The sequence below is a fragment of the Fontisphaera persica genome (genome assembly GCF_024832785.1).
GTDB classification, from domain to species: domain Bacteria; phylum Verrucomicrobiota; class Verrucomicrobiia; order Limisphaerales; family Fontisphaeraceae; genus Fontisphaera; species Fontisphaera persica.
On record NZ_CP116615.1, the window covers coordinates 3,841,633 to 3,866,442 of the forward strand.

The 24,810-nt window shown below is 60.6% G+C and carries 16 protein-coding genes, 2 tRNA genes and 3 rRNA genes; 14 read left to right on the plus strand and 7 right to left on the minus strand.

Translation table 11 applies throughout. The features are described 5' to 3' along the window. On the minus strand, nucleotides 1-630 hold the full coding sequence (locus NXS98_RS14430; RefSeq protein WP_283845728.1) for a penicillin-binding protein activator LpoB: 630 nt from the start codon (nucleotides 628-630) through the stop codon (nucleotides 1-3). A gap of 194 nt (nucleotides 631-824) precedes the next feature. Between NXS98_RS14430 and NXS98_RS14435 the strand changes: the two genes are divergently transcribed. Beyond that, nucleotides 825-1,439 (plus strand): phosphoribosylanthranilate isomerase, encoded by a 615-nt coding sequence (locus NXS98_RS14435; RefSeq protein WP_283845729.1) that lies wholly within the window; start codon nucleotides 825-827, stop codon nucleotides 1,437-1,439. Between the two features lie 43 nt (nucleotides 1,440-1,482). Here NXS98_RS14435 and NXS98_RS14440 read toward each other — a convergent pair whose 3' ends face one another. The 4 genes from NXS98_RS14440 to NXS98_RS14455 all read right to left on the minus strand — a co-directional run bounded on the left by NXS98_RS14440 (nucleotide 1,483) and on the right by NXS98_RS14455 (nucleotide 4,178). After that, entirely contained in the window at nucleotides 1,483-1,839 is a 357-nt protein-coding gene (locus NXS98_RS14440) for a hypothetical protein (protein WP_283845730.1), read from the minus strand. Nucleotides 1,840-1,962: 123 nt separating this feature from the next. Then, a complete protein-coding gene (locus tag NXS98_RS14445; protein ID WP_283845731.1) occupies nucleotides 1,963-3,231 on the minus strand; it encodes a cysteine desulfurase family protein in 1,269 nt (422 codons plus the stop codon). Between the two features lie 6 nt (nucleotides 3,232-3,237). Then, the gene (gene nifU / locus NXS98_RS14450; RefSeq protein WP_283845732.1) at nucleotides 3,238-3,690 is read right to left on the minus strand and encodes a Fe-S cluster assembly scaffold protein NifU; all 453 of its coding nucleotides are present in this window, start codon (nucleotides 3,688-3,690) and stop codon (nucleotides 3,238-3,240) included. A 20-nt stretch (nucleotides 3,691-3,710) separates the two neighbouring features. After that, nucleotides 3,711-4,178, minus strand: a complete 468-nt coding sequence (locus tag NXS98_RS14455) for an RrF2 family transcriptional regulator (RefSeq protein ID WP_283845733.1) — start codon at nucleotides 4,176-4,178, stop codon at nucleotides 3,711-3,713. Between the two features lie 1,508 nt (nucleotides 4,179-5,686). Here NXS98_RS14455 and NXS98_RS14460 point away from each other — a divergent pair. Next, the gene (locus NXS98_RS14460; RefSeq protein ID WP_283845734.1) at nucleotides 5,687-6,013 is read left to right on the plus strand and encodes a hypothetical protein; all 327 of its coding nucleotides are present in this window, start codon (nucleotides 5,687-5,689) and stop codon (nucleotides 6,011-6,013) included. Between the two features lie 121 nt (nucleotides 6,014-6,134). Here NXS98_RS14460 and NXS98_RS14465 read toward each other — a convergent pair whose 3' ends face one another. After that, entirely contained in the window at nucleotides 6,135-8,771 is a 2,637-nt protein-coding gene (locus NXS98_RS14465) for a hypothetical protein (RefSeq protein WP_283845735.1), read from the minus strand. 76 nt (nucleotides 8,772-8,847) lie between these two features. On the opposite strand from NXS98_RS14465, the gene NXS98_RS14470 reads away from it, so the two are divergent. The 5 genes from NXS98_RS14470 to NXS98_RS14490 all read left to right on the plus strand — a co-directional run bounded on the left by NXS98_RS14470 (nucleotide 8,848) and on the right by NXS98_RS14490 (nucleotide 14,559). Continuing rightward, nucleotides 8,848-10,149, plus strand: a complete 1,302-nt coding sequence (locus tag NXS98_RS14470; RefSeq protein ID WP_283845736.1) for a Gfo/Idh/MocA family protein — start codon at nucleotides 8,848-8,850, stop codon at nucleotides 10,147-10,149. A gap of 97 nt (nucleotides 10,150-10,246) precedes the next feature. Continuing rightward, nucleotides 10,247-10,933, plus strand: coding sequence for a CvpA family protein (locus tag NXS98_RS14475; RefSeq protein WP_283845737.1), 687 nt, complete (start codon nucleotides 10,247-10,249; stop codon nucleotides 10,931-10,933). Between the two features lie 72 nt (nucleotides 10,934-11,005). Beyond that, nucleotides 11,006-11,650 (plus strand): CvpA family protein, encoded by a 645-nt coding sequence (locus NXS98_RS14480; protein ID WP_283845738.1) that lies wholly within the window; start codon nucleotides 11,006-11,008, stop codon nucleotides 11,648-11,650. 6 nt (nucleotides 11,651-11,656) lie between these two features. Beyond that, nucleotides 11,657-13,441: a DNA primase gene (gene dnaG / locus NXS98_RS14485; protein WP_283845739.1), complete on the plus strand. Its 1,785-nt coding sequence runs from the start codon at nucleotides 11,657-11,659 to the stop codon at nucleotides 13,439-13,441. A gap of 155 nt (nucleotides 13,442-13,596) precedes the next feature. After that, a complete protein-coding gene (locus NXS98_RS14490; RefSeq protein ID WP_283845740.1) occupies nucleotides 13,597-14,559 on the plus strand; it encodes a ketose-bisphosphate aldolase in 963 nt (320 codons plus the stop codon). A gap of 109 nt (nucleotides 14,560-14,668) precedes the next feature. Here the strand turns inward: NXS98_RS14490 and NXS98_RS14495 are convergent, their stop codons facing one another. After that, complete coding sequence (locus tag NXS98_RS14495; RefSeq protein ID WP_283845741.1) at nucleotides 14,669-16,129, minus strand: sulfatase; 1,461 nt, start codon at nucleotides 16,127-16,129, stop codon at nucleotides 14,669-14,671. On the opposite strand from NXS98_RS14495, the gene bioD reads away from it, so the two are divergent. The 7 genes from bioD to NXS98_RS14530 all read left to right on the plus strand — a co-directional run bounded on the left by bioD (nucleotide 16,128) and on the right by NXS98_RS14530 (nucleotide 24,797). Further along, nucleotides 16,128-16,946 carry a dethiobiotin synthase gene (bioD, locus tag NXS98_RS14500; protein WP_283845742.1) on the plus strand — a complete coding sequence of 273 codons (819 nt, stop codon included), beginning with the start codon at nucleotides 16,128-16,130 and terminating at the stop codon, nucleotides 16,944-16,946. The two genes, NXS98_RS14495 and bioD, sit on opposite strands and share 2 nt — an antisense overlap. A gap of 341 nt (nucleotides 16,947-17,287) precedes the next feature. Further along, nucleotides 17,288-18,846, plus strand: a 16S ribosomal RNA gene (locus tag NXS98_RS14505). Nucleotides 18,847-19,031: 185 nt separating this feature from the next. After that, a tRNA-Ala gene (locus NXS98_RS14510) sits at nucleotides 19,032-19,106 on the plus strand. 44 nt (nucleotides 19,107-19,150) lie between these two features. Further along, nucleotides 19,151-19,227: transfer RNA gene (locus NXS98_RS14515), tRNA-Ile, on the plus strand. Nucleotides 19,228-19,401: 174 nt separating this feature from the next. After that, nucleotides 19,402-22,299: ribosomal RNA gene (locus tag NXS98_RS14520) — 23S ribosomal RNA — on the plus strand. A gap of 134 nt (nucleotides 22,300-22,433) precedes the next feature. Then, nucleotides 22,434-22,549: ribosomal RNA gene (rrf, locus tag NXS98_RS14525) — 5S ribosomal RNA — on the plus strand. The 16S, 23S and 5S rRNA genes sit together here with 2 tRNA genes alongside, the layout of an rRNA operon. Before the next feature lie 226 nt (nucleotides 22,550-22,775). After that, complete coding sequence (locus tag NXS98_RS14530; protein ID WP_283845743.1) at nucleotides 22,776-24,797, plus strand: NPCBM/NEW2 domain-containing protein; 2,022 nt, start codon at nucleotides 22,776-22,778, stop codon at nucleotides 24,795-24,797. Nucleotides 24,798-24,810 lie beyond the last annotated feature (13 nt).

The following is a 24,810-nucleotide window of genomic DNA, read 5'->3' on the forward strand; positions in this document are numbered from 1 at the left end:
TTAGCGGTAGGCGGCGTCTTCCTGTCCCTGCTTTTTCACCTCCATGGAATCTTTGAACACAATTTCGGAGGTGCGGGCGTTAATCAGTTCAAAGGTGTAGAGGATGTAATCACTGGTGCCGCGCGAGGTGCGGGTGGTCAGGCTCTGGAGCTTGCCCGTGAGGAAGTAATCCGCGCCTTTGAATTCCTGCACGTTGGGGTCGGAGGTGGAGGTGACCTGCCCGCTGCGTTTCATCTCGCGCTCGCGCTCCAGCGCCGCCAGCCGCTCGCGGGCGAGGAAGCGGACCTTGCCGCCGGCCTTGCTGATGAGCTCGGTCTGGATGCGGGTCAGGAAGATGTCTTTGTTGATGGTGAACCGGGTTTCGTTGATGACCGGGTCCAGCACGATGTAGGGCGGGGTCTGGGCGTTTTTGATTTCCGGCACATTAAGGATGTTGCGGGCAATCTTATCGGTTACCGCCACCAAGTCTTGCGACTCGATACCGGTGCCGGCCACAAACCCGGCTTCATCCGGGCGCAGGACGGTGACGCCGGTGCCCGAGGGATTTTTCACGCCAGCCGAGGTGCAACCGCCAGCCACGGCGGCCAACACGCCCAGGCACAGCCAATGTTTCCAAAAATTCATTTTCATAAGGTCATGCTTCTGCTTGGGGTGGCGCGTGGATGCGCACGGCCACCTCCCATTGCTTTGGACGGCGGGCGAGCGGCTTTATTCGCTGCCCGGCTTCACCCTACATCCATGCCCGCAGAAAGGCAAGGGGGGTGCGGGCGGCCCCCAGGGCCTTCCATCTTGGCCTGGCCGCCCTTTCCTGCTAACTTAGCTTTATGCCGGTACGGATTAAAATTTGCGGGATTACGTCTGCGGCGGATGCCCAGGCGGCCGTGGCCGCGGGCGCCGACGCGCTGGGTTTTGTGTTTTACGAAAAAAGCCCGCGCTACGTGACGCCGGCACAGGCGCGGGAAATCATGGCCGGGCTGCCCCCGCTGGTGGTGCGGGTGGGGGTGATGGTGAATCCGGCGGCGGAGCTGGTGCAGCAGGCGGTGCAGGCGGGAATTCAGGTGCTGCAGTTTCATGGAGAAGAGACGCCGGAGGTGTGCCGACAGCAGGCGGTGCCGGTAATCAAGGGGTTTCGTTTGCAAGATGAGTTGTCCCTGCTGGGCTGCCGGGAGTACACCGGCCTGCCCTGGTTGCTGGATAGTTACGTGGCCGGTCAGGCCGGGGGCACGGGGGCCGTGTTCAACTGGGAGCTGGCGGTGAAGGCCAAGGCCTCCAATCCGGTCATCATCCTGGCCGGCGGGCTGACCCCAGATAACGTGGCCGAGGCCGTCCGGCGCGTGCGCCCTTATGCGGTGGACGTTTCCAGCGGGGTGGAGTCTGCTCCCGGAAAAAAGGATGCCGCCAAGATGCGTGCCTTTGTAGCGGCGGTGCGGGCGGCTTGAAACACCCACCAGCGGGACTCGCAGGCCCGATGCCTGTACGAAGTCAGGAATCGGGTTTGGCCTCCGAGGGAATGCCCTCCTTGGCGGAAGGTTTTAGGGGGGCAGTCTTGGGATTTTGTTGTTCTTCCTTTTGCTGCCGGGCTTGTTCGATTTGGCGGACCATCTCGCGGAAGAGGGCCTTTTCTTCCTCGTGCAATTTCAGGCGCAGACGGCGGGTTTCCCACAAGGCGAAAATCAGGGCCAGGCTCGTGACCAGGAAACATACCGTCCAATAAATGATATAAGTTTTGCCCTGCAAACGCGTGGACAGCACGGTCTGGCCCCACACGAGCATCGAAGCGCCCAGCACCAGGCACAACAAGCCATACCATCGGCGCGGAGGGAAAATGCCGGCAGCCATGCCAGTAATTTACCTCACTGGGCGGAGGTTGACGAATGGTTTTGCAGGCCTGCTTAAAGCGCAAGGGCCGGCGTGGAAGTTGAGCTTTCCATGCGCCGGCCCGGCGAGGTGTTAATGGGGGAATTAGTGAGCTGGTTTGCCGGACACAGCCGCCGCATGCTCCGTGAAGGAGCGGCCGCGGCCGGTGGGGCTGATGACCGAGTCAATGATGCCGCGCTGGAATTCATCCCACATGGGCGACATGTTGCGCAGCTTGGGCACGACGACCTTGGCAAAGGTCTGGACGACGTAATCAATGTCCTCATCGGTGGTGTCTTTGCCGAGGGACATGATGATGTTGCCCTGCGCCAGGGCGTGGTCCAACCCGATGGCCGCCAGCACATGGCTAATCTTGAGGGATTTGCTCACACAACTGGAGCCGCTGGCCACGGCGATGCCGTTGAGATCGCACATCAACAACTGGCCTTCGCCCTCGATGAACTCCGTGCTGATGTTGAGGGTGTGCGGCGCACGGCGCGGGCCGGGCTCAGGGCCGTTGAGCTTGATGTACGGCACGTTGGCCTTGAGGCCTTCCCATAGTTTTTTCTGCAGGCGCGCGGTGTGCGCAAAGCGCTGGTTCAGCTCGCGCAGGGCCACTTCAGCGGCCACGCCGGCGCCGACGATGGCCGGCACATTTTCCGTGCCGGCACGGCGCCCGCCTTCCTGCACCCCGCCATGAAGGATGCTCACCAGGCGCGCCTTTTTGTTGCGGTAGAGCACGCCCACGCCCTTGGGACCGTAGAATTTGTGCGGTGAAAAGGACAACAGGCTCGCGCCCATTTGCTGCACGTCAATGGGCAGCCAGCCGGCGCTGGCCTCGGCGTCCACGTAGAACGGCACGCCTTTTTCCGCGCAAATGCGCCCGATTTCACGAATCGGCTCGAGGGTGCCAATGTCGTGGTTGACATGGTGGACGGCCACCAGAATGGTTTTGTCGGTAATGGCGGCGCGGACATCCTCCGGATTGACGAAACCTTCGCTGTCCACTTTGACGCGTGTGCAAGTGAAGCCCTGTTTTTCGAGGAATTCGACGGAATTGAGCACGGCGGGGTGCTCAATTTCGCTCACCACCAGGTGATTCCCGCGGCGCTGGTTGGCATAGGCCACGCCTTTGATGGCCAGATTGGCCGATTCGGTGCCGTCGGAGGTGAAAAAGATTTCCTCGGCCGATTCGGCGTTGACGAGGGCGGCGATTTGCGAGCGGGCCTTGGCCAGCGCATCGCGCACCCGCAGGCCATATTGGTGGAGGGACGCGGCGTTGCCAAAGGCTTCCATGAAGTAGGGCTTCATGGCCTCAAAGGCCTCGGGCAGCAGGGGCGTCGCCGACAGATGGTCCAAATAAACGCGGCGCATAGATAATCAGGCGTTGGCGGTTTCCGGCGCGGCGGACCGGGCCGCTTCTTTCTCCTTCACCTTGGCCGCCACGTCCGGGTGTTTCTTGAGGTAGTCCTCCAGCGCCGCCTTGAGCGCCTCTTCCGCCAGCACGGAGCAGTGAATCTTCACCGGCGGCAGGCCGCCCAGAGCATCCACCACCTCCTGATTGGAGAAATTGAGCGCTTCTTCCACGGTGCGGCCCTTGATTAGCTCGGTGGCCATGCTGGAGCTGGCGATGGCCGACCCGCAGCCAAAGGTTTTGAAGCGGGCATCGGTGATTTTGCCGTCCTGGATTTTCAGGCTGATCTTCATGATGTCGCCGCAGGCGGCGGCGCCCACCTCGCCCACGCCGTCCGCATCCGGCAAATCGCCCATGTTGCGTGGATTCATGAAGTGATCCATCACGGTCTGGCCGTACAGGGTGTAGGTTTCGCTCATATTCTTAGTTCGGTTTAAGTTCAGGGCACTGTTTCCGGTTTGAGTAAAAGCTGGGAGGAACGCTCGGCGGCAGGCTTGCGCGGCGGCTGCCGCAGCGCCAACTCCGCCAAAGTGGTGCGGGAGAGCGTCTGCCGCAGGCGCCCCTGGGCCTCGGCCAGCAGGCCGCACAAGGCGCAGTGGGTCATGTGGACGCAGTCGGGCTTTTCCTCCAGACACCGTTGCAGGGCAATGGGGCCTTCCACGCCTTCAATGATGTCCAGCACGGTAATTTCCGAAGCCGGCCGCGCCAGCCGGAAACCGCCGCCCGTGCCGCGCACCGATTGCACCAGGCCGGCCCGGACCAGGGACTGGAAAATCTTGGCCAGAAAACTGCGCGGAATGTCCATCTCGCGGCTGACCTCATCAATCATGACCACCGCGCCCTCAGGGCGCCGTGCCAGGGCGGTCAGCCCGATGACTCCATATTCACTGGCCCGTGTGATTTGCATGTTCAAACAGGACTTAATTTGTCCGCTTTCAATATAACGGGGTTCTGTAACTTGTCAAACGCGCAGGGGCATTTGGGCCTTTACCTTTGTTTGCCGCATTTTTTGGGGGATACAGGTTCACTTTTCCTTTCAACATTTGTAACCACTGCACTGCAAAATTCATCGAACAATGAGTGATGAGGTGCGTTCAAGGGGCGCATGCGAACGACCCGCAACCCTCGGCAAACCCACCAATCCCTCCTTCCAACTCACCAACACTTGGTTTGCCTGAAATTTGCAAGAAACTGCGCTGCTCCCCCCTACGACCCTCCACCTCTTGCGTCTTCGTGCCTTTGCGCCTTGGCGTTAATTGAAACAGACAAACCAAACCCCACGCACCTCCCGGGTAAACCCCGTGATATTGCGGGAGAATCAATATACCACCCCGCTGGGGCTGTTTTCGATGGGGTGAAGGGAAAAGGGGTCAGAGCGCGTGAAGGGGGGAGATTAACCACGAATGAACACGAATGGACACAAATTTTGAACAGAAGGAAACAAAGGGAACGAAGGGTGGAAACCGCCCCCTCACCCTGGCCCTCTCCCCGGGGGGAGAGGGAAATACATCAAGTTCTGTCACAGACTTTGACCACCCTCACCCTAGCCCTCTTCCAATGGGAAAGGGAGGATTTTTAGCTGCGCGGATTATCCTGCCCCAGCCCAGAGTTCCCCTTCGCCTACTGAAGGCCTGAGTAATTGCACAGGAGAGACTGACGGGCGGCCTAGTGTTTTCAAGCGTAGCCGCTGGACTGCGGCAATTAAGCAATCACGGAGCCGGGAGGCTCCGTGAACCCGCAGGCGAGACGCCTGCGCTACACACCTTTGGGGTAGAGGGAAAAGGTGGTAGAGAGCGTGAAGGGGAAAACACCAACCACGAATGGACACGGATAGACACGGATTATTAACAGAAGGAAACGAAGGGAACGAAGAGGGAGAAGAGGCCCCTATCCCTAGCTCTCTCCCGGGGGAGAGGGAAACTGTTAATGGGCGTTGTGGGATTTTTTCACCCGCTTTTGTTGGTTGCAGGACAAGATGAAGATGAGGGAAACGGCAGCCGCAGAAAAAAACTCATTCATCCTTTGCCCACCCGCCTGCAAGACGCGGGCCGAATCCCGCTGTGCGGGACGGGACGCCTGAGTTACGACACAGGAAAGTTTGACGGGCAGACTGGTGGTTACAGGGGCGTCTGTTTGACAACGGCAATTAAGCAATCACGGAGCCGGGAGGCTCCGTGAACCCGCAGGCGAGACGCCTGCGCTACAGGGGGGGACGCCTGCGCTACGGGGGCGGGGGAGTTGTGGCGGGGTGGGAGGTAAGGTCGGAGGGGGTAAGGGTGGTTTTGACGAAGGGGTGGGGGTGTGGTATTCAAAGAAATAGTGGGAAAAATTTGTGGGGGGCCGCGAATAATTTAAGCGGCCCAAAGTCCAATCTGGTGAAGGCCCCGCAGTGGGGCCGGAAAGAAAGGACAAGTTATGAAACGGTTGCTTTTAGCAGGTGGTTTGATGGGGTTGATGGCGGTGAAGGCCATGGCGGGTGGATTCGGGTTCTCGATTTCCATCGGCTTGCCGGTGGTGTGCCCGCCGCCACCTCCGCCGGTGTATGTGGCGCCGGCCCCCGTGGTGGTGACGCCTGCGCCCGCTCCGGTGGTGGTCCCGGCTCCGGTGGTCGCGCCCGCTCCGGTGGTGGCTCCGGCGCCGGTGTATGTGGCGCCGCCGCCGCCCGTGGTGGTGTATCCGCGGGTGGTGGTGCCGGGGGTGGTTTATTTCGGCCATTGGCGGCATCATCGGCATTGCTGGTAACCGCGGTTGACCCCCATGTTTTCAGCGCGGCCCCTAGTGGGCCGCGTTTTTTATTTGCGCCGATTCATACAGCCGGCATGGCGCAAGGCGGGCCGCCCATCGGGCATGGCCTGGCGGGGTTTCAGGGGGCAGGGGTGATTTTGAAGACGGCGGTCTGTTCCGGAGCCAGGGTACATGACCACGAGGCGGTGGCGGCCGATACTTCCACCGGGCGCGCCGTGATGAGTTCTTCCACGGTAATTTGTTGGAGAGCCTGGGCGGCCGGTGGGGTCCACTGGATGCGCCCGGTTTGGGTTTGGGCGGTGGGGTTGAAGACGGTCACATAAACCGCCGGGGTTTGGCCGGGACCGAAGCGTTCCAGCCAAAGGGCGGGGTTGTCGCATGTGGCGCTGGTGACGGGCCGCCAGCCGGCTTCGGCGGTTTGTTTGATGAGGGGAATGTATTTGCGAAAGAGGGGGCGGTCGCGGTTGTACCAGTTGGGGTTTTGCCAGTAGGGGTTTTCCGAGGCGTTATGGGAAAACATGCTGGGGTAAAATCCGTAAAAGGCGCAGCGTTGAAAATACTTTTCCACCAGCTCCGGCGTGAAGGCGTCATAGTGGGTGTTCATGAGGAGGACGTAGGGTTTGGCGCCGGACATGAACCGCCAGAGGCTGAGGGTGGCATCGGCAGGTGGACTCCAGCGTCCACCGGGATTCCAATCGGTCTCGGTGCCCATGACGTCCAGCCAGGGGCAGAGGAAGGTGAAGCGATAGGGGACGCCGTTGGCGAAGGTGAGTTTGCCCATTTGATGCAGGTCATCGCAAAACCAGCGGGTGAATTCAAAGACGGCCAGACCCTTGTACAGGGCCAGTCGTTTGGTGTCCGAGGCAAAGGTGAGGGGGACGGTGGTGTGGGCAAAGTGGTCGCGCCGGTAATTCAAATCGGTGGTAACGTAGCCTTCGAGCGAGTCCAGATACTCACCATCCAACTGGCCTTTGGCGCCGGGGCCGTAGAGCAGGCGTTTGGTGTCGTCGCTCCAATGCCAGGTGGCAAAATTCGTGGGGCCGGGCAGCCAGGGGTTGGGGTTGAGGCTCCAGATGGCGCCGTCGCACCAGGGTTCGTTGCGGAAGAGGAGGGCGGGCTGGTCTGATTCGTCATGCATGGCGGCCACCAAGGTAACTTTGGCGGGCGTGCGCTGATGGGGCTTGCCGCGTTCGAGGAGTTCATCACGGATTTTCAGGGCGGCTTCGCGGGTGCGCGGGACGTCCTTGGGCATGGGCATCCACCAGGTCATGGGTTCGGTGTAACGAAAGCTGAGGATTTGGTGGGCGTCGTCAAAGGGCACGTTGTTGTTGCCTTCGTGGTACTTGAAGCCGAAATCCTGCCAGTCCTGCACGGTGGAAATGTCCGTGAAGGGCATCCAGATGCCCTGGTCTTTGGAGCGCACGACAAAATAGTCAGGGAAGATGTCCATGTATTTTTGCCATGCGCCGCGGAAACCCTCGGCGGCGGGGAAGTGGTAAAGGACGAATTGGAATTCGGCGGCGCGCGGGAAACGGCGGGTATCAGGGGCGAGGCCGAAGTCATAGGCTATCCAGAGCCATTGCAGGGCGCGGTCGTAACCCAGGCGGTAAAGGGCGGGTTTAGCGAGGTCCAGTCCGAGGGCCAGTCCGGTGTTGCCCTGCCACATGGGCAGGACGGGGTAGAGGGCCAAGGTGCCGGTGGCGCCGCATTTCACCTGGGTTTCCGTGCTGTAAGCGCGCGGGGGGCGGATGACCGGGCCGTAGTGGTCGCCGAGGCTGTCTGGCAGGAAGCCGTTGGTGCTTACGGGCAGGGCAAAGACGAGGGTGATGGCGCGGTCCTGGCCGGTGGTGTCGGTCACGCGGCCCGTAATCATCAAGTGATTGGAGCGCGGGGTAAGGGTGTAGTCCAGCCGCAGGCCCAGCTCGGGGCATTGGCCTTGGTTAAACGGATGAAAGTCACTGTTGCGCGCCACGTCACGCGCCATGAAACCGCCTGGGGCCGGGCCCTGCGGCCAACTGCCACCGAGGACGAAATCGCCGGCCATGACCAGTTGGAGGCCGTCGAGGGATTGGAAGGAGCGAGGGGGATGCGGAGGGGGATTTAACGCCTCGGCGGGGCGGGTGACAAAGGCCCCTTGAAAAAGGGAGGCGCCGCCTTCCGGACGCAATTCTTCGAGATGCACGTCATCAAACCATACCTTGCCGGTGTGCCCGCGAAAGAGGCAGTAGAGGGTGAGCTGCCGGATGGGCTTTTCGGGCACGATGCAGACTTCGCGTTTTTCCCAATCGTGGGTGCCGCAGCGGAAGTTGGCGGTCTGGCCCCACAGCGGCGTGCCGTCCGTGTAAATCAAGTCCACATAGAGCGAGTAATTATTGTCCGGGCTGCCGCTGACGTTTTCCGCCTTGCTCCAGCCGTGAACGAGAATGGGTGCTGGCTCGGATTGATTGAGCACGAGCGTCTGTGAGGCGCCGCCGCCGGGGCTGGGCTGTTCATTCAGGCAAAAGATGCCCTGCGAGCCGTTGCGGCCGGCGGTGGGGGCAAGTTCAAAGCCGCGCTGATAGGCGGACCAGCCGGTGGGGCGCCCGTTTTGGGCCTGATCGAAATCGCCGTTTTGGAGGCGGTTGGCGGCGGGGGTGGAGGATTGCACGACGCGCAGCAGGGGAGCGGCGGCGGGAAGGCTGGCGGCGAGGAGCAGCGCGGCAAGGCAGGCCAACAGCAGGCGTGAGCGGACAAACGGGCAGCCGGTGGTGTTCATGGAGGCAGCCTACCGCAGGCTGGCGGAAGTCGCAACATCTGCTGGTCAAAGGCGGGGCCAGCGGTATAATGAAAACATGAATCAGCCGACAACTCGCCGCCGGTTTCTCGCCGGGATGTCTTTAAGCGCGCTGGCGCTGGCCGGCAGCGCGCCGCAAGTGTGGACGCAAAATGCAGGTGGCCCGCCCAGCCGCCGCATCAACCTGGGGGTGATTGGGGTGGCCAATCGCGGGGGCGAAAACCTGCGGGCGGTGGGTTTTGAAAACATCGTGGCCTTGTGCGATGTGGACAAGAACAACCTGAACGCGGCGGCTCAGCGTTTTCCCAACGCCCAAACCTTTCAGGATTTTCGGGAATTGCTGGAGGTGAAGGATTTGGACGCGGTGTTAATCAGCACGCCGGATCACTGCCATGCGGTGATTGCGGCGGCGGCGCTGGAAAAGGGGCTGCATATTTATTGTGAAAAACCGCTGGCGCGCACGGTCAGCGAGGCCCGGCGCATCACGGAGCTGGCGCGGCAGAAGCGCAAAGTCACGCAATTGGGCACGCAAATTCACGCTTCCAACAATTACCGGCGGGTGGTGGAGCTGGTGCAAAGCGGGGCGATTGGGGCGGTGCGGGAGGTGCATGTGTGGGTGCAGGTGGTGTACGGGGGCCTGAAAATGCCCACCGAATTTCCCCCGGTGCCGCCCACGTTGAATTACGATTTATGGCTGGGGCCGCTGGAGCATCGCCCCTACAGCCCGGAGTGGGTGCCGTTCAAGTGGCGCAACTGGTGGGCGTTTGGCGGGGGCACGCTGGCGGATTTTGGGTGTCACTACATGGATTTGCCGCATTGGGCGCTGGAGCTGAGTCATCCCCGGACCATTGAGGTGCTGGAGGGCCCGCCGGTGGATGCGGAATCGGTGCCGCCGTGGCTCAAGGTGCGTTATGAGCATCCGGCCCGCGGCAACAAACCGCCCGTGACGCTCTATTGGTACCAGGGCAAGGGCCAGCGGCCGGCGCGGTTGACCGAGGAGCAATACCGGCAATGGCGCAGCGGGGTGTTGTTTGTGGGCGAGGAGGGCGAGATTATCGCCAACTACACGAATCATGAGCTGTGGCCGGAGCAGAAGTTTGCCAATTTCCAGCGGCCCAGGCCGTTCATCAAGAACTCCATCGGGCATCATGCGGAGTGGCTGGAAGCGATTCGGAATGGGGGGACGACGACTTGTCATTTCGATTACGGCGGGCCGCTGACGGAGACTTCGTTGCTGGGGAATGTGGCGTATCGCGCGCAGAAAAAGCTCGAGTGGAACTGGCGCGAGCTGCGGGCCGCCAATGCACCGGAGGCGGACCGGTTCATCCAGCATCGGTATCGGGCGGGGTGGAAGATTTAGGCCGGGGCGGTTTGGGCGGGCGACTCGGAAAAACAGGCTGGCAAACTTCCCGTGATGCGCTACATTGAGGGGGGGTCAGCGAGTGTGAGGTATGTCCATGATGCTATTGGCAGCAGCAGGCGGGTCGGCCAGCCCCAGTACGGAAATGTCCGGGGCGTGGTTTGACGTGCTGACGGTGGTGGTGTTGGGATGGGGCATCTTTCGTGGGCGCAAGCGGGGGATGTCGGAGGAATTGTTATCCCTTTTCCAGATTCTGACCATCCTGGTGGTTTGCGGCATGTACCATCGGCCAGTGGGCAACTGGTTTGCGCAAACGGCGGGGGTCACGCATTTGTTTGCGTATATGTTTGTGTATGTGGCCATGCTAATCATCATCCTCTCCCTATTTACCGCCACCCGGCGGGCGGTGGGGGAGAAACTGGTGAGCAGCGATTTGTTTGGGCGGATGGAATACATTCTGGGAATGCTGGCGGGGATGATTCGCTATGCCGGGTATCTGGTGGTGGCACTGGCCCTGCTCAACGCGCCGGTGTACACCCGGGAGGAGATTCAGGCGCAGGTGGACGCCCAGCTTCGTAATTTGGGGAGTCATTTTTTTCCCACGCCCGGGCAGTTGCAGGAATCCATCTTCAAAAAAAGCTTTTGCGGGCAGTGGGTGCGGCGTAATCTGGAGCTGCTCTTGATTCGGCCCACGCCCACGACGGACGCGGTGTCCAACGGCGGGAAGCGCCCGACCTTGAAGGAACTCAAAGAGCAAGAGCTCAAAAAAGCCACAGAAAAGTAAGCCTTCGCCCGCGCGTGAACGGCCCGGAGGCCAGCCGGCGCAACCCACCCGGGACGGCATTTGCAAAGACGTATGCCCAGCAGTTTGCCCTTCGGTTGGTTTGATGCCCTGGTGGTCATCATGGTGGTCATTGGTGTGTTGCGCGGCCGCCGCCGCGGGATGTCCCAGGAATTATTGGATTTCTTCATGTGGGTGGGGATGGTATGCGGCGGCGCCTATGTGTGCCGCCAGGCCGCCCCTTATCTGGTGAAGTGGACGGGGCTGAGCCAGCTTACCGCGCATTTGCTGGGGTATCTGGGCACGGCGGTGGTAGTGTGGTTCGTCTTCATGCTCCTGAAAAATGCCCTGCGCGACAAACTGGCCGGCAGCGACTTCTTCGGGCGGCTCGAGTATCCGCTGGGCATGTTGGCAGGCATCATTCGTTTTCTGTGCATCCTGGTGATATTGGCGGCGCTGGTGAATGCCAAGTTTCAAACCGAGGAACAAAAAGCCCAGGCGCGCAAGGACCAGGAGCGTGAGCTGGGCAGCAGTTTTTTCCCCACCTTGGGAGACATCCAGGACGGCATTTTCAAAAAATCCTTCAGTGGCGCCCTCTTGGCCAAGCACGCCCCTCAATTGCTCATCCCGCCCTGCAAGAGTGAGGGTGAGGATTTGCGGACCAAGGAAGGACTGGGTCGGCAGCGTGAGCGTGAACTGGACAAAATCATGGGCAAGTGATGCGCTGTGGGCGGACTCATTTCACCCCAGGTCATTGAGCAGGTTCGCGCGGCCAGCGACATCGTGGAGGTAATCAGCGGCTATTTTCCGCTGAAGCGGGCGGGGGCGAATTTTGTGGCGTTGTGCCCGTTTCACAAGGAGAAGACACCGAGCTTTAACGTTAATCCTCAGCGTCAAATCTTCCATTGTTTCGGCTGCCACAAAGGGGGTGATGTCATCACTTTTGTGCGGGAGTACGAGAACATCTCCTTCCTGGAAGCCGTGCGGCGGCTGGCTGAGCGGGCGAATATCCCGCTGGCCTTTGAGAACGACCCCCACTACCGCCAGACGCGGCAGGTGAAGGACGTGCTGCTGGAGATTCACGAGCAGTTGACGCGCCGCTGGCAGCAGGCGCTCAACCAGGACAGCCGGGGTCAGGCGGCGCGCGAATACTTGGAAAAACGCGGGGTCAGCCCGGAGGCCGTCCAGCTTTTCCGGCTGGGTTATGCGCCGGAAGCGTGGGATGACACGGTGAATTGGGCGCGCCACAAGGGCTATGACATGGCGGTGATGGAGCTGGCGGGGCTGGTGGTGCGGGCCGAGGGGCGGGAGCATTATTATGACCGGTTTCGGGGGCGGCTGATGTTTCCCATCTGCGATGAACAGGGGCGGGTCATCGGCTTCAGCGGGCGCACGTTGAACCCGGAGGAAAAAACCGCGAAATATGTGAACTCGCCGGAAACGCCCATCTTCACCAAAAGCCGGGTGTTTTACGGGTTGGACAAGAGCCGGCGGGCCATTCAGGAGGCGCGGCAGGCGGTGATTTGCGAGGGGCAGTTGGATTTGATTGCCTGTTACATGGCCGGGGTGCGGCACGTGGTGGCGCCGCAGGGCACGGCCTTCACCGGGGAACATGCGCGCATTCTCAAGCGCTACGTGGAGGAAGTGGTGTTGTGTTTTGATGCGGACACCGCGGGGCAAAACGCGGCCGAGCGCGTGGCCGATGGCTTGTTGCCGCTGGGGATGGCGGTGCGGGTGGCGGTGTTGCCGGCGCCGCATGACCCGGACAGCCTGGTGCGTGAACAAGGCCCCGAGGCGCTGCAGCGAGTGGTGCGCGAGGCGCCGGATTATTTTGATTATCTGCTGGACCGGTTGTGCTGCCAGTACAGTCCGGGCACGGACAAGGGCCGGCTGGAAATCACCCGCCGCATGGCCACGGCGTTGCAGAAGGCGCGCAATGAGGTGTTGCTGGAGACGTACGCGCAGAAGACGGCGTTGCGTTTCGGACTGAATCCCTCGGTGTTCATCCAGCAGTTTCGCGCCACTCCCGTGGCGGCCATGGAGGGGTTGATGGTGGAGGAAACTCCGGCACCGCCGGAGGAACAGCCGCCGGACGTGGAGATGCGGCTGTTGCAACTGGTGATGTGCCATGACGACGCCGCGCCGGCCTGGCTGGCGGCGATGGACCTGGCCTGGATCACTAGCGAGCCGGTGCGGCGGCTGCTGGCAGTGCGGCGGCTGGCGGGGGAAAACCAGACCTGGCAGGGGGTGGCCGGCCTGATGACCACGCTGGAGGAGGAGCGGTTGCGTAATTTGCTGAGCGCCGCGCTGCTGGATGAACGGCCCATGACGCGGCCCGAGGTGGAGGTGCGCGATGCCTTGCAGCAGTTGCGCAATCAATACCTGACCCAGCAAATCAAGCTCCTGCAGGCGCAGTTGAGCCGGACGGATTTGCCGCCCGAGCAGATGCTGGCGGCCGCCGCCGAGTGCAGCCGCCTGACGCAGCTTAAACGGCAGCCGCTGGTCCTCTGAGGGCGCGGGGCGCCTGCTGGAGAGGGCGGGCACAGGGGGGGGCGCGCTTGCGCGGCAGCAAAAGTTGCACGAATTTTTATTTTCCCCCGGCTGAGTTTTTCTTATTATACCCCCTGCCCGCGCCGTGGGCGCGGCCAACCTTAAGTAAAGTCGTTATGCCATTAACACACACGCGCGAGCTGTTTGCGAAGGCCCTGAAGGGCAAGTACGCCCTGGGCGCCTTCAACGTCAACAACATGGAATTGATCCAGGCCATTGTCGAGGCCTGCGAAGAGGAAAAAGCGCCCCTGATTTTGCAAATCTCCAAGGGCGCCCGCCAGTATGCCAACCCGGTGTACTTGAAAAAGCTCATCGAGGCGGCGGTCAGCCTGTCCACCATCCCCATCGCGGTGCATCTGGACCACGGCGATTCATTTGAGCTGTGCAAGATGTGCATTGATGAGGGGTTCACCAGCGTGATGATTGACGCCAGCCACGAGCCCTTTGAGAAAAACGTGGAGATTACCCGCAAGGTGGTGGAATACGCCCACAAGCACAATTGCGTGGTGGAATCCGAGCTGGGGCATCTGGTGGGGGCGCAATTTGACGAAGGCGAGGAGGGCGGCGCCTACAGCAAGGGCGGCCACTACACCCATCCGGACGAAGCCGTGCGGTTTGTGAAGGAAAGCGGCTGCGACTCGCTGGCGGTGGCCATTGGCAACAGCCACGGCGCCTACAAGTTCAAGGGCGAGCAACACCTCGATTTGGAGCGGCTCAAAGCCATCAAAAAGGCCCTGATGGACGCCGGCCTGGGCGATTATCCGCTGGTGCTCCACGGCGCGTCCAGTGTGCCGGCGGATTTGGTGGCGCTGGTTAACAAATACGGCGGCAAGATGCCCGATGCCCAGGGCGTGCCCGAGGCGGACATCGAGGTGGCCCGCCGTGTCGGCTGCACCAAGGTCAACATTGATACCGATTTACGCCTGGCCATGACGGCGGGCATCCGCAAGGTGTTGTGGGAAAATCCCAAGGAATTTGACCCGCGCAAGTACCTGGGCCCCGCCCGCGCGATGGTCAAGGAGCTGGTGCGCCACAAGGTGCGCAACGTTCTTTGTTGCGCCGGCCACGCTTTTGATTGAGCCGGAGGCAGACGGTAATCTGCGACATTCCACGCGTGACGGTATGGCGCCGTCACGCGATTTTTTTTGCGCCCCGGGAGCCTGCCCGCCCCGCGCCGTCCCGGCGGGGTTATTCCTCTTTTTCCGCGGGGTCAATCGGTTTGCCTTCCCAGTACCAGACGCCATTGGTTTGGGTCAGCACCCGGCCGGTGCTGCCGGGCGCGGCCGGCAAATCCACCTGGGGCAGCCAGCGGGCGTGCTCCTGCCGGACGTCGTGATACCGCGGGTCGCCCGCCAGGTTGCGCCATTCGTTGGGGTCGTTCTGCAAGTCGTACAGTTCTTCCGCGCCGTTGGCGTAGCGAATGTACCGCCAGCGCAGCGAGCGCACGGCGTGATTGCCCTGGTTGTGGGTGGTAATGGCCGGCCAGGGGCGCGGGGCTTGGGCATCGCGCAGTTGGGGCGTCAGACTGTGGCCTTCCAAACCGTCCACTGGCGGCAGGCTGCAAAGCTCGATGAGCGTGGGGTAGATGTCCAGCAACTCGACCGGCTGCGTGCAGCGCCCCCCGCGCGCCACGCCCGGCCCGGCAAAAATCAACGGCACGCGCGTGGAGCGCTCCCACAGGGTGTTTTTGCCGGTAATGCCTTTTTCGCCCAGATGCCAGCCGTTGTCCGACCAGAGCACGATGAGCGTGTTGGCTTCGGCGCCGATGTCCTTCAGCGTTTGCAGCACGCGCTCAATCTGGCTGTCCATGAAGGTGGTGCTGGCCAGGTAAGCCCGGACCAGCGGGCGCCACTGGCCGCTGCGTTGCAGCCAGGAGAGCCGCGGCTCCGGCAGTTGCCAGTGCAAATACCAGGAAAACTCGGGAACATCGGCGCGGTCGCGGGCGAGCCAGGGCGGGAGAATGATTTGGTCCTCCGGGGGGAAACGATTAAACCACGGCGGCGAGGCAAAGCACGGGACGTGCGGCAGACGAAAGCCCACCGCCACGAAAAAGGGCCGGTCTTTGGGCGCATTTTTCAGTTGTTCAATGGCGGCGTCGGCAATTTTCCAATCGGCCTGCTCGCGGTCATCTGGGGGAAAGACACCCCAGTCCATGACGCGCATGGCGGCCGGGGTGTTGACGAATTTTTGGGGGGGCAAAGGCATGCCGGGCGCCGGGCCCCACACATGAAATTCATTGGTTTGGAAGGGGCGCGGAATCGAGCCGTCATGGTACACCTTGCCGAAAGTGGCGGTGAAATAACCGTGGCGGGCGAAGTGTTGGGGCAGGGTGACGCGGTGGCGGGTGGTCTCCACATTGCGAATGCCCGGAGTCAGGCCGTAGATGCCTGTGGTGGAAGGTCTTAGGCCGGTCATTAAACTGGCGCGCGAAGGGTTGCAAAGGGGGGATTGCACATGCGCGTTGAGAAATAACGTGCCGCGGGCAGCCAGGCGGTCCATGGCCGGGGTTTGGGCTTGGGGATGTCCGTACATGCAGCCCACCCAGTCATTGAGGTCGTCAATCGCAATCATCAACACATTGGGCCGCGCGGCCTGAACCGCGCCGCCGCCCATCAGCACAATGGCGGCGAGCCAGAGCAGTTTTTTCATGGGAAACTTCGCCGGCAGTGTGCCACAGGCGCAGCGGAGCGACGAGCGTTTTTTGCGTGAAATGGCGAGATTTTTGTGCGAACAAACGCGCATGCATCATCCTCTTTCCGGGCGCGTGGGGCAGGTGATTTTCATCACCGGCACCGATACTGGCGTGGGCAAAACCGTTCTCACGGGTTTGCTGCTGGCGCACGCGCGCGCCCGCGGCCTGCGGGCGCTGGCGCTGAAGCCGTTGTGCACGGGCGGGCGCGACGATGCGCTTGCGTTGTGCGCGCTGCAGGACGGCGAGCTCTCGCTGGACGAGGTGAATCCGTGGTGGTCCGACGTGCCGCTGACGCCCGCGCTGGCGCTGCGGCGGAAACGCAAAAAACCCAATAAAGACGCGGTTTTGGCGCATGTGCGCGCGATGCGGAGGCGGGCGGATTTGCTGCTGGTGGAAGGCGCCGGCGGGCTGCGGTCGCCGCTGGGCGAGGACTTCGACGCGTTGGAGCTGGCGGCGGCGCTGCGCGCTGCGGCCGTGGTGGTGGCGCGCAATCGTCTGGGGTGTTTGAATCACCTTTTGATGACGGTGGAATTGCTGCGGCAGCGGCGCGTGCCCGTGGCGGCGGTGGTGTTGCAGGAGGAAAAAAAGCCGGATTTGTCGGCGCCCGGCAATCCGCGATTTTTGCGAAAAATGGCCGATTTTCCACCGCTTTTCACGATGCCGTGGCTGGGCGGCGGCGCGGCGCGGGCGGCGGCCCTGAAAAAAAATGCAAAAAAATTAAAAAAAACACTTGCACGGATTTTGGCTTTTGCTAAAAAGCGCGCCGCTCTTTGAGACGGGAGCCGGCGAAAGCCGGTTCAGACGGCTGAAAAAAAATTAAAAAAAAATTCAAAAAGGTGTTGACAGCCGTCGGCGGGATGCGTAGATTGACCCGCGTAACGATAAACGGTATCTGAGATGCCGAAGTCGAGAAAAGAATTCGGCACTCAGATTTTTCGTCCCCAAGCTGGGGAAAAGATTTCTGGGTCTGCGGACCCGCTGCTCTTTGAAAGTTGAATTGTGCGATAAGTTCAAAAGCCCCTTCAGTCTTGGCTTGTGTTAGCGAGCTGAGATTGGAGTTTTAAGATTGCAAACGCCGGGGCGCAAGCCTCGGTGGAATCAAGCTAACGTTTTATCGAACGGAGAGTTTGATTCTGGCTCAGAACGAACGCTGGCGGCGTGGATAAGACATGCAAGTGGAACGCTGGCTGCGGGGTAGCAATATTCCGCAGTTGGAGTCGCGAAAGGGTGAGTAACGCGTGGGTAATTTGCCGCGAAGACTGGAATAATCCCGCGAAAGCGGGACTAATACCGGATGTGACTCCCGGGGGCAGAGCCCGGGATTCAAAGCTGGGGACCGCAAGGCCTGGCGCTTCGCGATAAGCCCGCGTCCTATCAGCTAGTTGGCGGGGTAACGGCCCACCAAGGCGAAGACGGGTAGCTGGTCTCAGAGGACGACCAGCCACACTGGAACTGAGACACGGTCCAGACACCTACGGGTGGCAGCAGTCGAGAATTTTTCACAATGGGCGCAAGCCTGATGGAGCGACGCCGCGTGGGGGACGAAGGGCTTCGGCTCGTAAACCCCTGTCAGTCGGGAGCAACCCCTTGAAGCTAATACCTTCAAGGCTGATAGTACCGACAGAGGAAGGGACGGCTAACTCTGTGCCAGCAGCCGCGGTAATACAGAGGTCCCAAGCGTTGTTCGGATTTACTGGGCGTAAAGGGTGCGTAGGCGGCCGGGTAAGTTTGATGTGAAATCTCCAGGCTCAACCTGGAAACTGCATCGAATACTATCCGGCTCGAGGGTTGGAGGGGAGACTGGAATTCTCGGTGTAGCAGTGAAATGCGTAGATATCGAGAGGAACACCAGTGGCGAAGGCGAGTCTCTGGACAACTCCTGACGCTGAGGCACGAAAGCTAGGGGAGCAAACAGGATTAGATACCCTGGTAGTCCTAGCTGTAAACGGTGCGCATTTGCTGTGGGCGGATTCGACCCCGCCCGTGGCGGAGCTAACGCGTTAAATGCGCCGCCTGGGGAGTACGGTCGCAAGATTAAAACTCAAAGAAATTGACGGGGGCCTGCACAAGCGGTGGAGTATGTGGCTCAATTCGATGCAACGCGAAGAACCTTACCTGGCCTTGACATGCGCGTAGTAGAAGGGTGAAAGCCTGACGAGCCGGAGCAATCCGGCAGCGCGCACAGGTGCTGCATGGCTGTCGTCAGCTCGTGTCGTGAGATGTTGGGTTAAGTCCCGCAACGAGCGCAACCCCTGTGTCCTGTTGCCACTCCCGCGAGAGCGGGAAGCACTCTGGACAGACTGCCTCGCTTCAACGAGGAGGAAGGTGGGGATGACGTCAAGTCAGGATGGCCCTTATGGCCAGGGCTGCACACGTACTACAATGCCCGGCACAGTGGGAAGCAATACGGCAACGTGGAGCAAATCCCCAAAAACCGGGCCCAGTTCAGATTGTCGTCTGCAACTCGACGGCATGAAGCCGGAATCGCTAGTAATGGCGCATCAGCTACGGCGCCGTGAATACGTTCCCAGGCCTTGTACACACCGCCCGTCACATCATGAAAGCCGGTTGTACCCGAAGTCGCTCCTTGCGGGTGCCGAAGGTATGGCCGGTGATTGGGATGAAGTCGTAACAAGGTAGCCGTAGGGGAACCTGCGGCTGGATCACCTCCTTTCTAAGGAGAACCACGGGCGCGGGGTCACAACCGCGTTCCCTAGGTCGAACAGTCCTGCCTCCGGGCGGGGCTGCGGGCTGCGAACCTTATCGCACAACTCAGCTCTCAAAGAGCGGCATGCTCTTTGGCAAGTGGAACGAGTTTCGAACTTCCGGGACGGCCGCGCCGTCCCCGGAGAGGGGTGCGGGGCTGTAGCTCAGTGGTAGAGCGGTAGCTTTGCAAGCTATAGGTCGGGAGTTCGACTCTCCTCAGCTCCACCAAACTGAGATTTCAAATCCCGCCCGCGGGGTTTGGAATGGTCGGCGGGCGCGTAGCTCAGTTGGTTAGAGCATGCGCTTGATAAGCGCAGGGTCACTGGTTCAAGTCCAGTCGCGCCCACCACTTGCACAACGCAACACCAATTTTTCCGGGCCGAAGGCGGCCGGGGCTAAACCCCTCGGCGGCGGGAAGGCCGGGAGCGTTCTTTGACAACCACACACAGGCATGATGAAGGCAATCAAAACCCAATGCGGTTGTTCGCTGAGTTTCTGTAGCGCGAGCTACAGGTGACTTTGTGATCAAGCTACTAAGGGCTTGCGGTGAATGCCTTGGTGCCAGGAGGCGATGAAGGACGTGGTAAGCTGCGATAAGCCGCGGGTAGCCGCAAACAGGCGTTAATCCGTGGATCTCCGAATGGGACAACCCGGCCGGTGTAACAGCCGGTCATCGCCGGATGAATGCATAGTCCGGCGAGGCGATACGGGGTGAAGTGAAACATCTCAGTAACCCCAGGAAAAGAAAACGAAGTGATTCCGTTAGTAGTGGCGAGCGAAAGCGGAACAGCCCAAACCGGGGGGATTTATCCCCTCGGGGTTGCGGGACCTCATACGGGAAGGTGAACGGCGAGCTTAACCATCTGGAAAGTTGGGCCATAGACCGTGACAGCCGGGTGAGCGAAGCTCAGTAATCTACCAGAGGTATCCCAAGTAACGCGGTGCACGTGAAACTCCGCGTGAATCTGTCCGGACCACCGGATAAGGCTAAATACTCCCTGGCAACCGATAGTGAACTAGTACCGTGAGGGAAAGGTGAAAAGCACCCTTTTTAAGGGAGTGAAAGAGTACCTGCAACCACAAGCCTACAATGTGTCGGAGTCCCGCGCAAGCGGGATGACGGCCTGCCTTTTGCATAATGAGTCTGCGAGTTATTGTCCGTGGCGAGCCTAAGCCCTTCTGGGGCGGAGGCGAAGGGAAACCGAGTGCGAAATGCGCGTCCAGTCGCGGGCAATAGACCCGAAGCGGAGGTGATCTACTCTTGAGCAGGTTGAAGCCTGGGTAACACCAGGTGGAGGACCGAACTCGTGGATGTTGAAAAATCCTGAGATGACTTGAGAGTAGGAGCGAAAGACTAATCAAACCCCGTGATAGCTGGTTCTCTCCGAAATCGCTTGAGGGCGAGCGTTGCGTAAGTAAACCATGGAGGTAGAGCACTGAATGGCTTAGGGTCCCCACCAGGATACCAAAACCAATCAAACTCCGAATGCCATGGGTTCCCGTACCGCAGCAGTCAGGCTACGAGTGATAAGATCCGTGGCCGAGAGGATAACAGCCCAGACCGGCAGCTAAGGTGCCTAAACACGGTTAAGTGGAAAGGATGTGACGTTGCTTAGACAGTGAGGATGTTGGCTTAGAGGCAGCCATCATTTAAACAGTGCGTAACAGCTGACTCATCGAGCGATGTCGCGCCGAAAATGATTGGCGATGAAACCGTGTACCGAAGCTCCGGAATTCATCGGGATTCGTCCTGATGGATTGGTAGGAGAGCGTAGCCAGTGCGGCGAAGCCGGACGGAAACGGATGGTGGAGCGCTGGCTAGTGAGAATGCAGACACGAGTAGCGATAAACCAGGTGAGAATCCTGGTCGCCGTAAACCCAAGGTTTCCTGGGCCAGGTTCGTCCCCCCAGGGTTAGCCGGGAGCTAAGTCGAGGCCGTTAGGCGTAGACGATGCACAGCAGGTTAAATATTCCTGCGCCGGGCAAGATTTAGCCAGTGGATGACGCAACAAGAAGACCGACTAGGCAATCGAATGCTGAGCCAAGGCTACGGCCGCGGTGTATCGGTGGACGCGTTGCCGAGAAAAGTCTGCTGGTGACATGTCTTGTTCGCCCGTACCGTAAACCGACACAGGTGGGTGGGTGTAAATGCACCAAGGCGCGCGAGAGAAACCTCTCTAAGGAACTCGGCACATTAGCCCCGTAACTTCGGGAGAAGGGGTGCCCAAGACCGCTGCAGCGATGTGGCGGTGGCGGGCCGCAGTAAATGGCGCTTAGCGACTGTTTAACAAAAACACAGCTCTCTGCTACGTCGTGAAGACTCAGTATAGGGAGTGACAAGTGACCAATGCGGAAAGATTAAGGCATCTTGTTAGCCCCGCGCAAGCGGGGCGAAGCTCGGTGTCCAAGTCCCCGTGAATGTCGGCCGTAACTATAACGGTCCTAAGGTAGCGAAATTCCTTGTCGGGTAAGTTCCGACCTGCACGAATCTTGTAACGACTGAGCGACTGTCTCGGAGAGGATCTCGGCGAAACTGTAATTGCGGTGAAGATGCCGCATGCCCGCAGTAGGACGGAAAGACCCTATGCACCTTTACTGTAAGCTGGTATGGTGTTCTGGTTAATGATGCTTAGCGTAGGTGGGAGACTTTGAAGGCGTGGCTTCGGTTGCGCTGGAGTCGCAATGTGAAACACCACTCTTCGTTAATTAGAATTCTAACCCTGATCCTGTGAATCCAGGCAGGGGACAGTGCCAGCGGGTCAGTTTGACTGGGGCGGTTTCCTCCCAAAGAGTAACGGAGGAGCGCGAAGCTTGGCTCAGTACGGTTGGCAATCGTACGTCGAGCGTATGGGTAGAAGCCAGGTTAACTGTGAGACCTACAAGTCGAGCAGGTGCGAAAGCAGGCCCAAATGATCCGGCGGTTGAATGTGGAATTGCCGTCGCTCATCGGACAAAAGGTACGCTAGGGATAACAGGCTGATCGGATCCAAGAGTTCACATCGACGATCCGGTTTGGCACCTCGATGTCGGCTCATCGCATCCTGGGGCTGGAGAAGGTCCCAAGGGTCCGGCTGTTCGCCGGTTAAAGCGGTACGCGAGCTGGGTTCAGAACGTCGTGAGACAGTTCGGTCCTTATCCACTGTGGGCGGAGGAAACTTGAGGGATTCTTTCCCTAGTACGAGAGGACCGGGAAAGACGCACTTCTGGTGTGGCAGTTGTTCCGTCAGGGGCATCGCTGCGTAGCCATGTGCGGAAGAGATAAGCGCTGAAAGCATCTAAGCGCCAAGCTCCTCCCAAGATCAGGTTTCCCGGACGCAAGTCCCTGAAGACCCCCGGCAGACTACCGGGTTGATAGGTCAGGCGTGTAAGCGTGGCAACACGTTTAGCGGACTGATACTAATCGGTCGTGCGGCTTGATCGCTTAATCCTTCTCAAAGGATGGGCGATTTTCAAACTCGGCGCCCGCATCGGGCCTGGATGCCCTCAGCACCGTCTGTGTGTGGTTCTCAACGAACACCCGCCTTCCCCTAGGCCCGGGTGATCTTTGGACAATTTTCAGGTGGCCATGAAGCCGCGGACCTACCCGTTCCCATCCCGAACACGGCCGTAAAACGCGGCATTGCCGATGGTAGTGCATGTATAGCTTGCGCGAGAGTAGGTTGCCGCCTGGTTTTTTTGGAAAAACCGGAAGTCAAAAAAGGCTTCCGGTTTTTTCATTCCATCATCCTTTTCCCTCCCTCCCGCCTCTGTTCCCTTTGCCGGAATCCCTGGGGATGCCTTTCCTCCGTCCTGCCCTTCGGCCTTGTTTCCGTGCGCGTTTCCAGCCTTGAATTCTCCGGCCGTTTGGTGCCATGCTTCTTCGCGAGTCAAATTGCTCCCATTACATCGTTGATTTGCATGAAAAACAGCGCCCATTCCCTGTCCCGCGTTCCCCGCTGCCTGCGGGGATTGCTGGTCTTTGTTTCCCTGACCGCCGCCGGCCCGGCCCTGCTGGCCGCCACGGTGGGTTTGCACGAGCTGGATTTGAGTACCATGACGTCGGGCTGGGGCAAGGCCCGCACCAATGCCGCCGTCACGGGCAAACCGCTCACCGTCGGCAAACAAACCTTTACCCGCGGAGTGGGCACCCATGCCCCCAGCGAATTTTACGTGCGCCTGGATGGGAAGGCCACCTGGTTCACCGCCAAGGTGGGCGTGGACGGCGCGGCCGGCAATGCCCGGGCCTCCCTGGAGTTCATTGTTTATGGCGATGAAAAGGAGTTGTGGCGCAGCGGCGTGTGCCGATGGCAGGAAGAGCCGCGCGTGTGCCGGGTGAACCTTGCCGGGGTGAAGCTGTTGGCGCTTGAAGTCACCGAGGCGGGAGACGGGCGCGACTTTGACCATGCCAACTGGGCCGAAGCGGCCATAGAATATGAAGGAGCGCGGCCAGAGGCGGGGTTGCCGCCGGCGCCACCCGAGGAGCGCGTGTTGCTGACGCCGCCCCCGCCGGCCGCGCCGCGACTGCACGGCCCGCTGGTCTATGGCGGCCGCCCCGGCAAACCCTTCTTGTACCGCATTCCCTGCACGGGCGAGCGGCCCATCAGTTTCGCGGCGCAAAACCTGCCGGGCACCCTGCAACTGGACTCCGCCACCGGCATCCTGCGCGGCCAGACGCCTCCGGCGGGACGGTACACGATGACCTTCACCGCGAAAAACCGGCACGGCCAGGCGCAGCGCTCCTTTACGCTGATTTCCTCCAACAGCCTGCACGTGCTGGCGCTGACCCCGCCGATGGGCTGGAATAGCTGGTACATCCACTACCATCGCGTGAGCGAGCAAACCATGCGCGAGGCCGCCGACCAAATGATTGCCAGCGGCATGGCTGATTTTGGCTACGAGTACGTGAACATTGACGATTGCTGGATGGTGAAGGTGAATTCCAATGACCCGGAAATCGGCGGCCCCACCCGCGATGCCCAGGGGCGGCTCCTGCCCAATAAACGGTTTCCGGACATTCGCGGAATGGTGGAGTACATCCACCGCAAGGGGCTGAAGGCCGGCACCTACATCTCCCCCGGCCCTTCCACCTGCGCCGGTTATGCGGGCAGTTATCAACATGAGGCCCTGGACGCGCGGACCTTTGCCGAGTGGGGCTTTGATTTCCTGAAATATGACTGGTGCTCTTATGGCCGCGTGGCCGGCGGCAACACGCTCGAACATCTGAAAAAGCCTTATCAAATCATGTGGGCGGAGCTGCAAAAACAGGAGCGCGACATTGTCTTCAATCTTTGCCAGTACGGCATGGGCGAGGTCTGGAAATGGGGTGGCGAAGTGGGGCATTGCTGGCGCACCACGGGAGATTTGGGGCTGGAGCGCGGGGACGCGCTGCCCGGTTTTTACCGCATCGGCCTGAGCAACGGGCGGCATCATGAATACGCCGGGCCGGGCCGGTGGAATGACCCGGATTACATTCTCATCGGCTGGGTGGGCGATGCCCATACGGCGGGCGAGGGCAAGCCCACCCCGCTCACGCCCAACGAGCAGTACTCGTACATGTCCATGTGGTGTCTCATGGCGGCGCCGCTCATTTTCAGCGGCGACATGGCGAAGCTGGACCCGTTCACGCTGAACGTCCTGTGCAACCACGAAGTGATTGCCGTGGACCAGGACCCCCTGGGACGGCAGGCGCGCATCGTGGCCCAGGACCGGCGCCGGCTGGTGATGCTCAAGGAATTATCGGACGGCGCCCATGCGGTGGGGCTTTTCAATCTGGGGCCATTGCCGGCCAAAATGCGCGTGACCTGGGCCGAGCTGGGGTTGAGGGGCCCGCGCCGCGTGCGTGACCTGTGGCGGCAACGCGAAGCGGGGGAGGCGGACGGCGAACTGGTGGCGGACATCCCGCGCCATGGCGTCATGCTCTGGCGGCTGGAGCGGCCGTGAGACAACGAGAGTA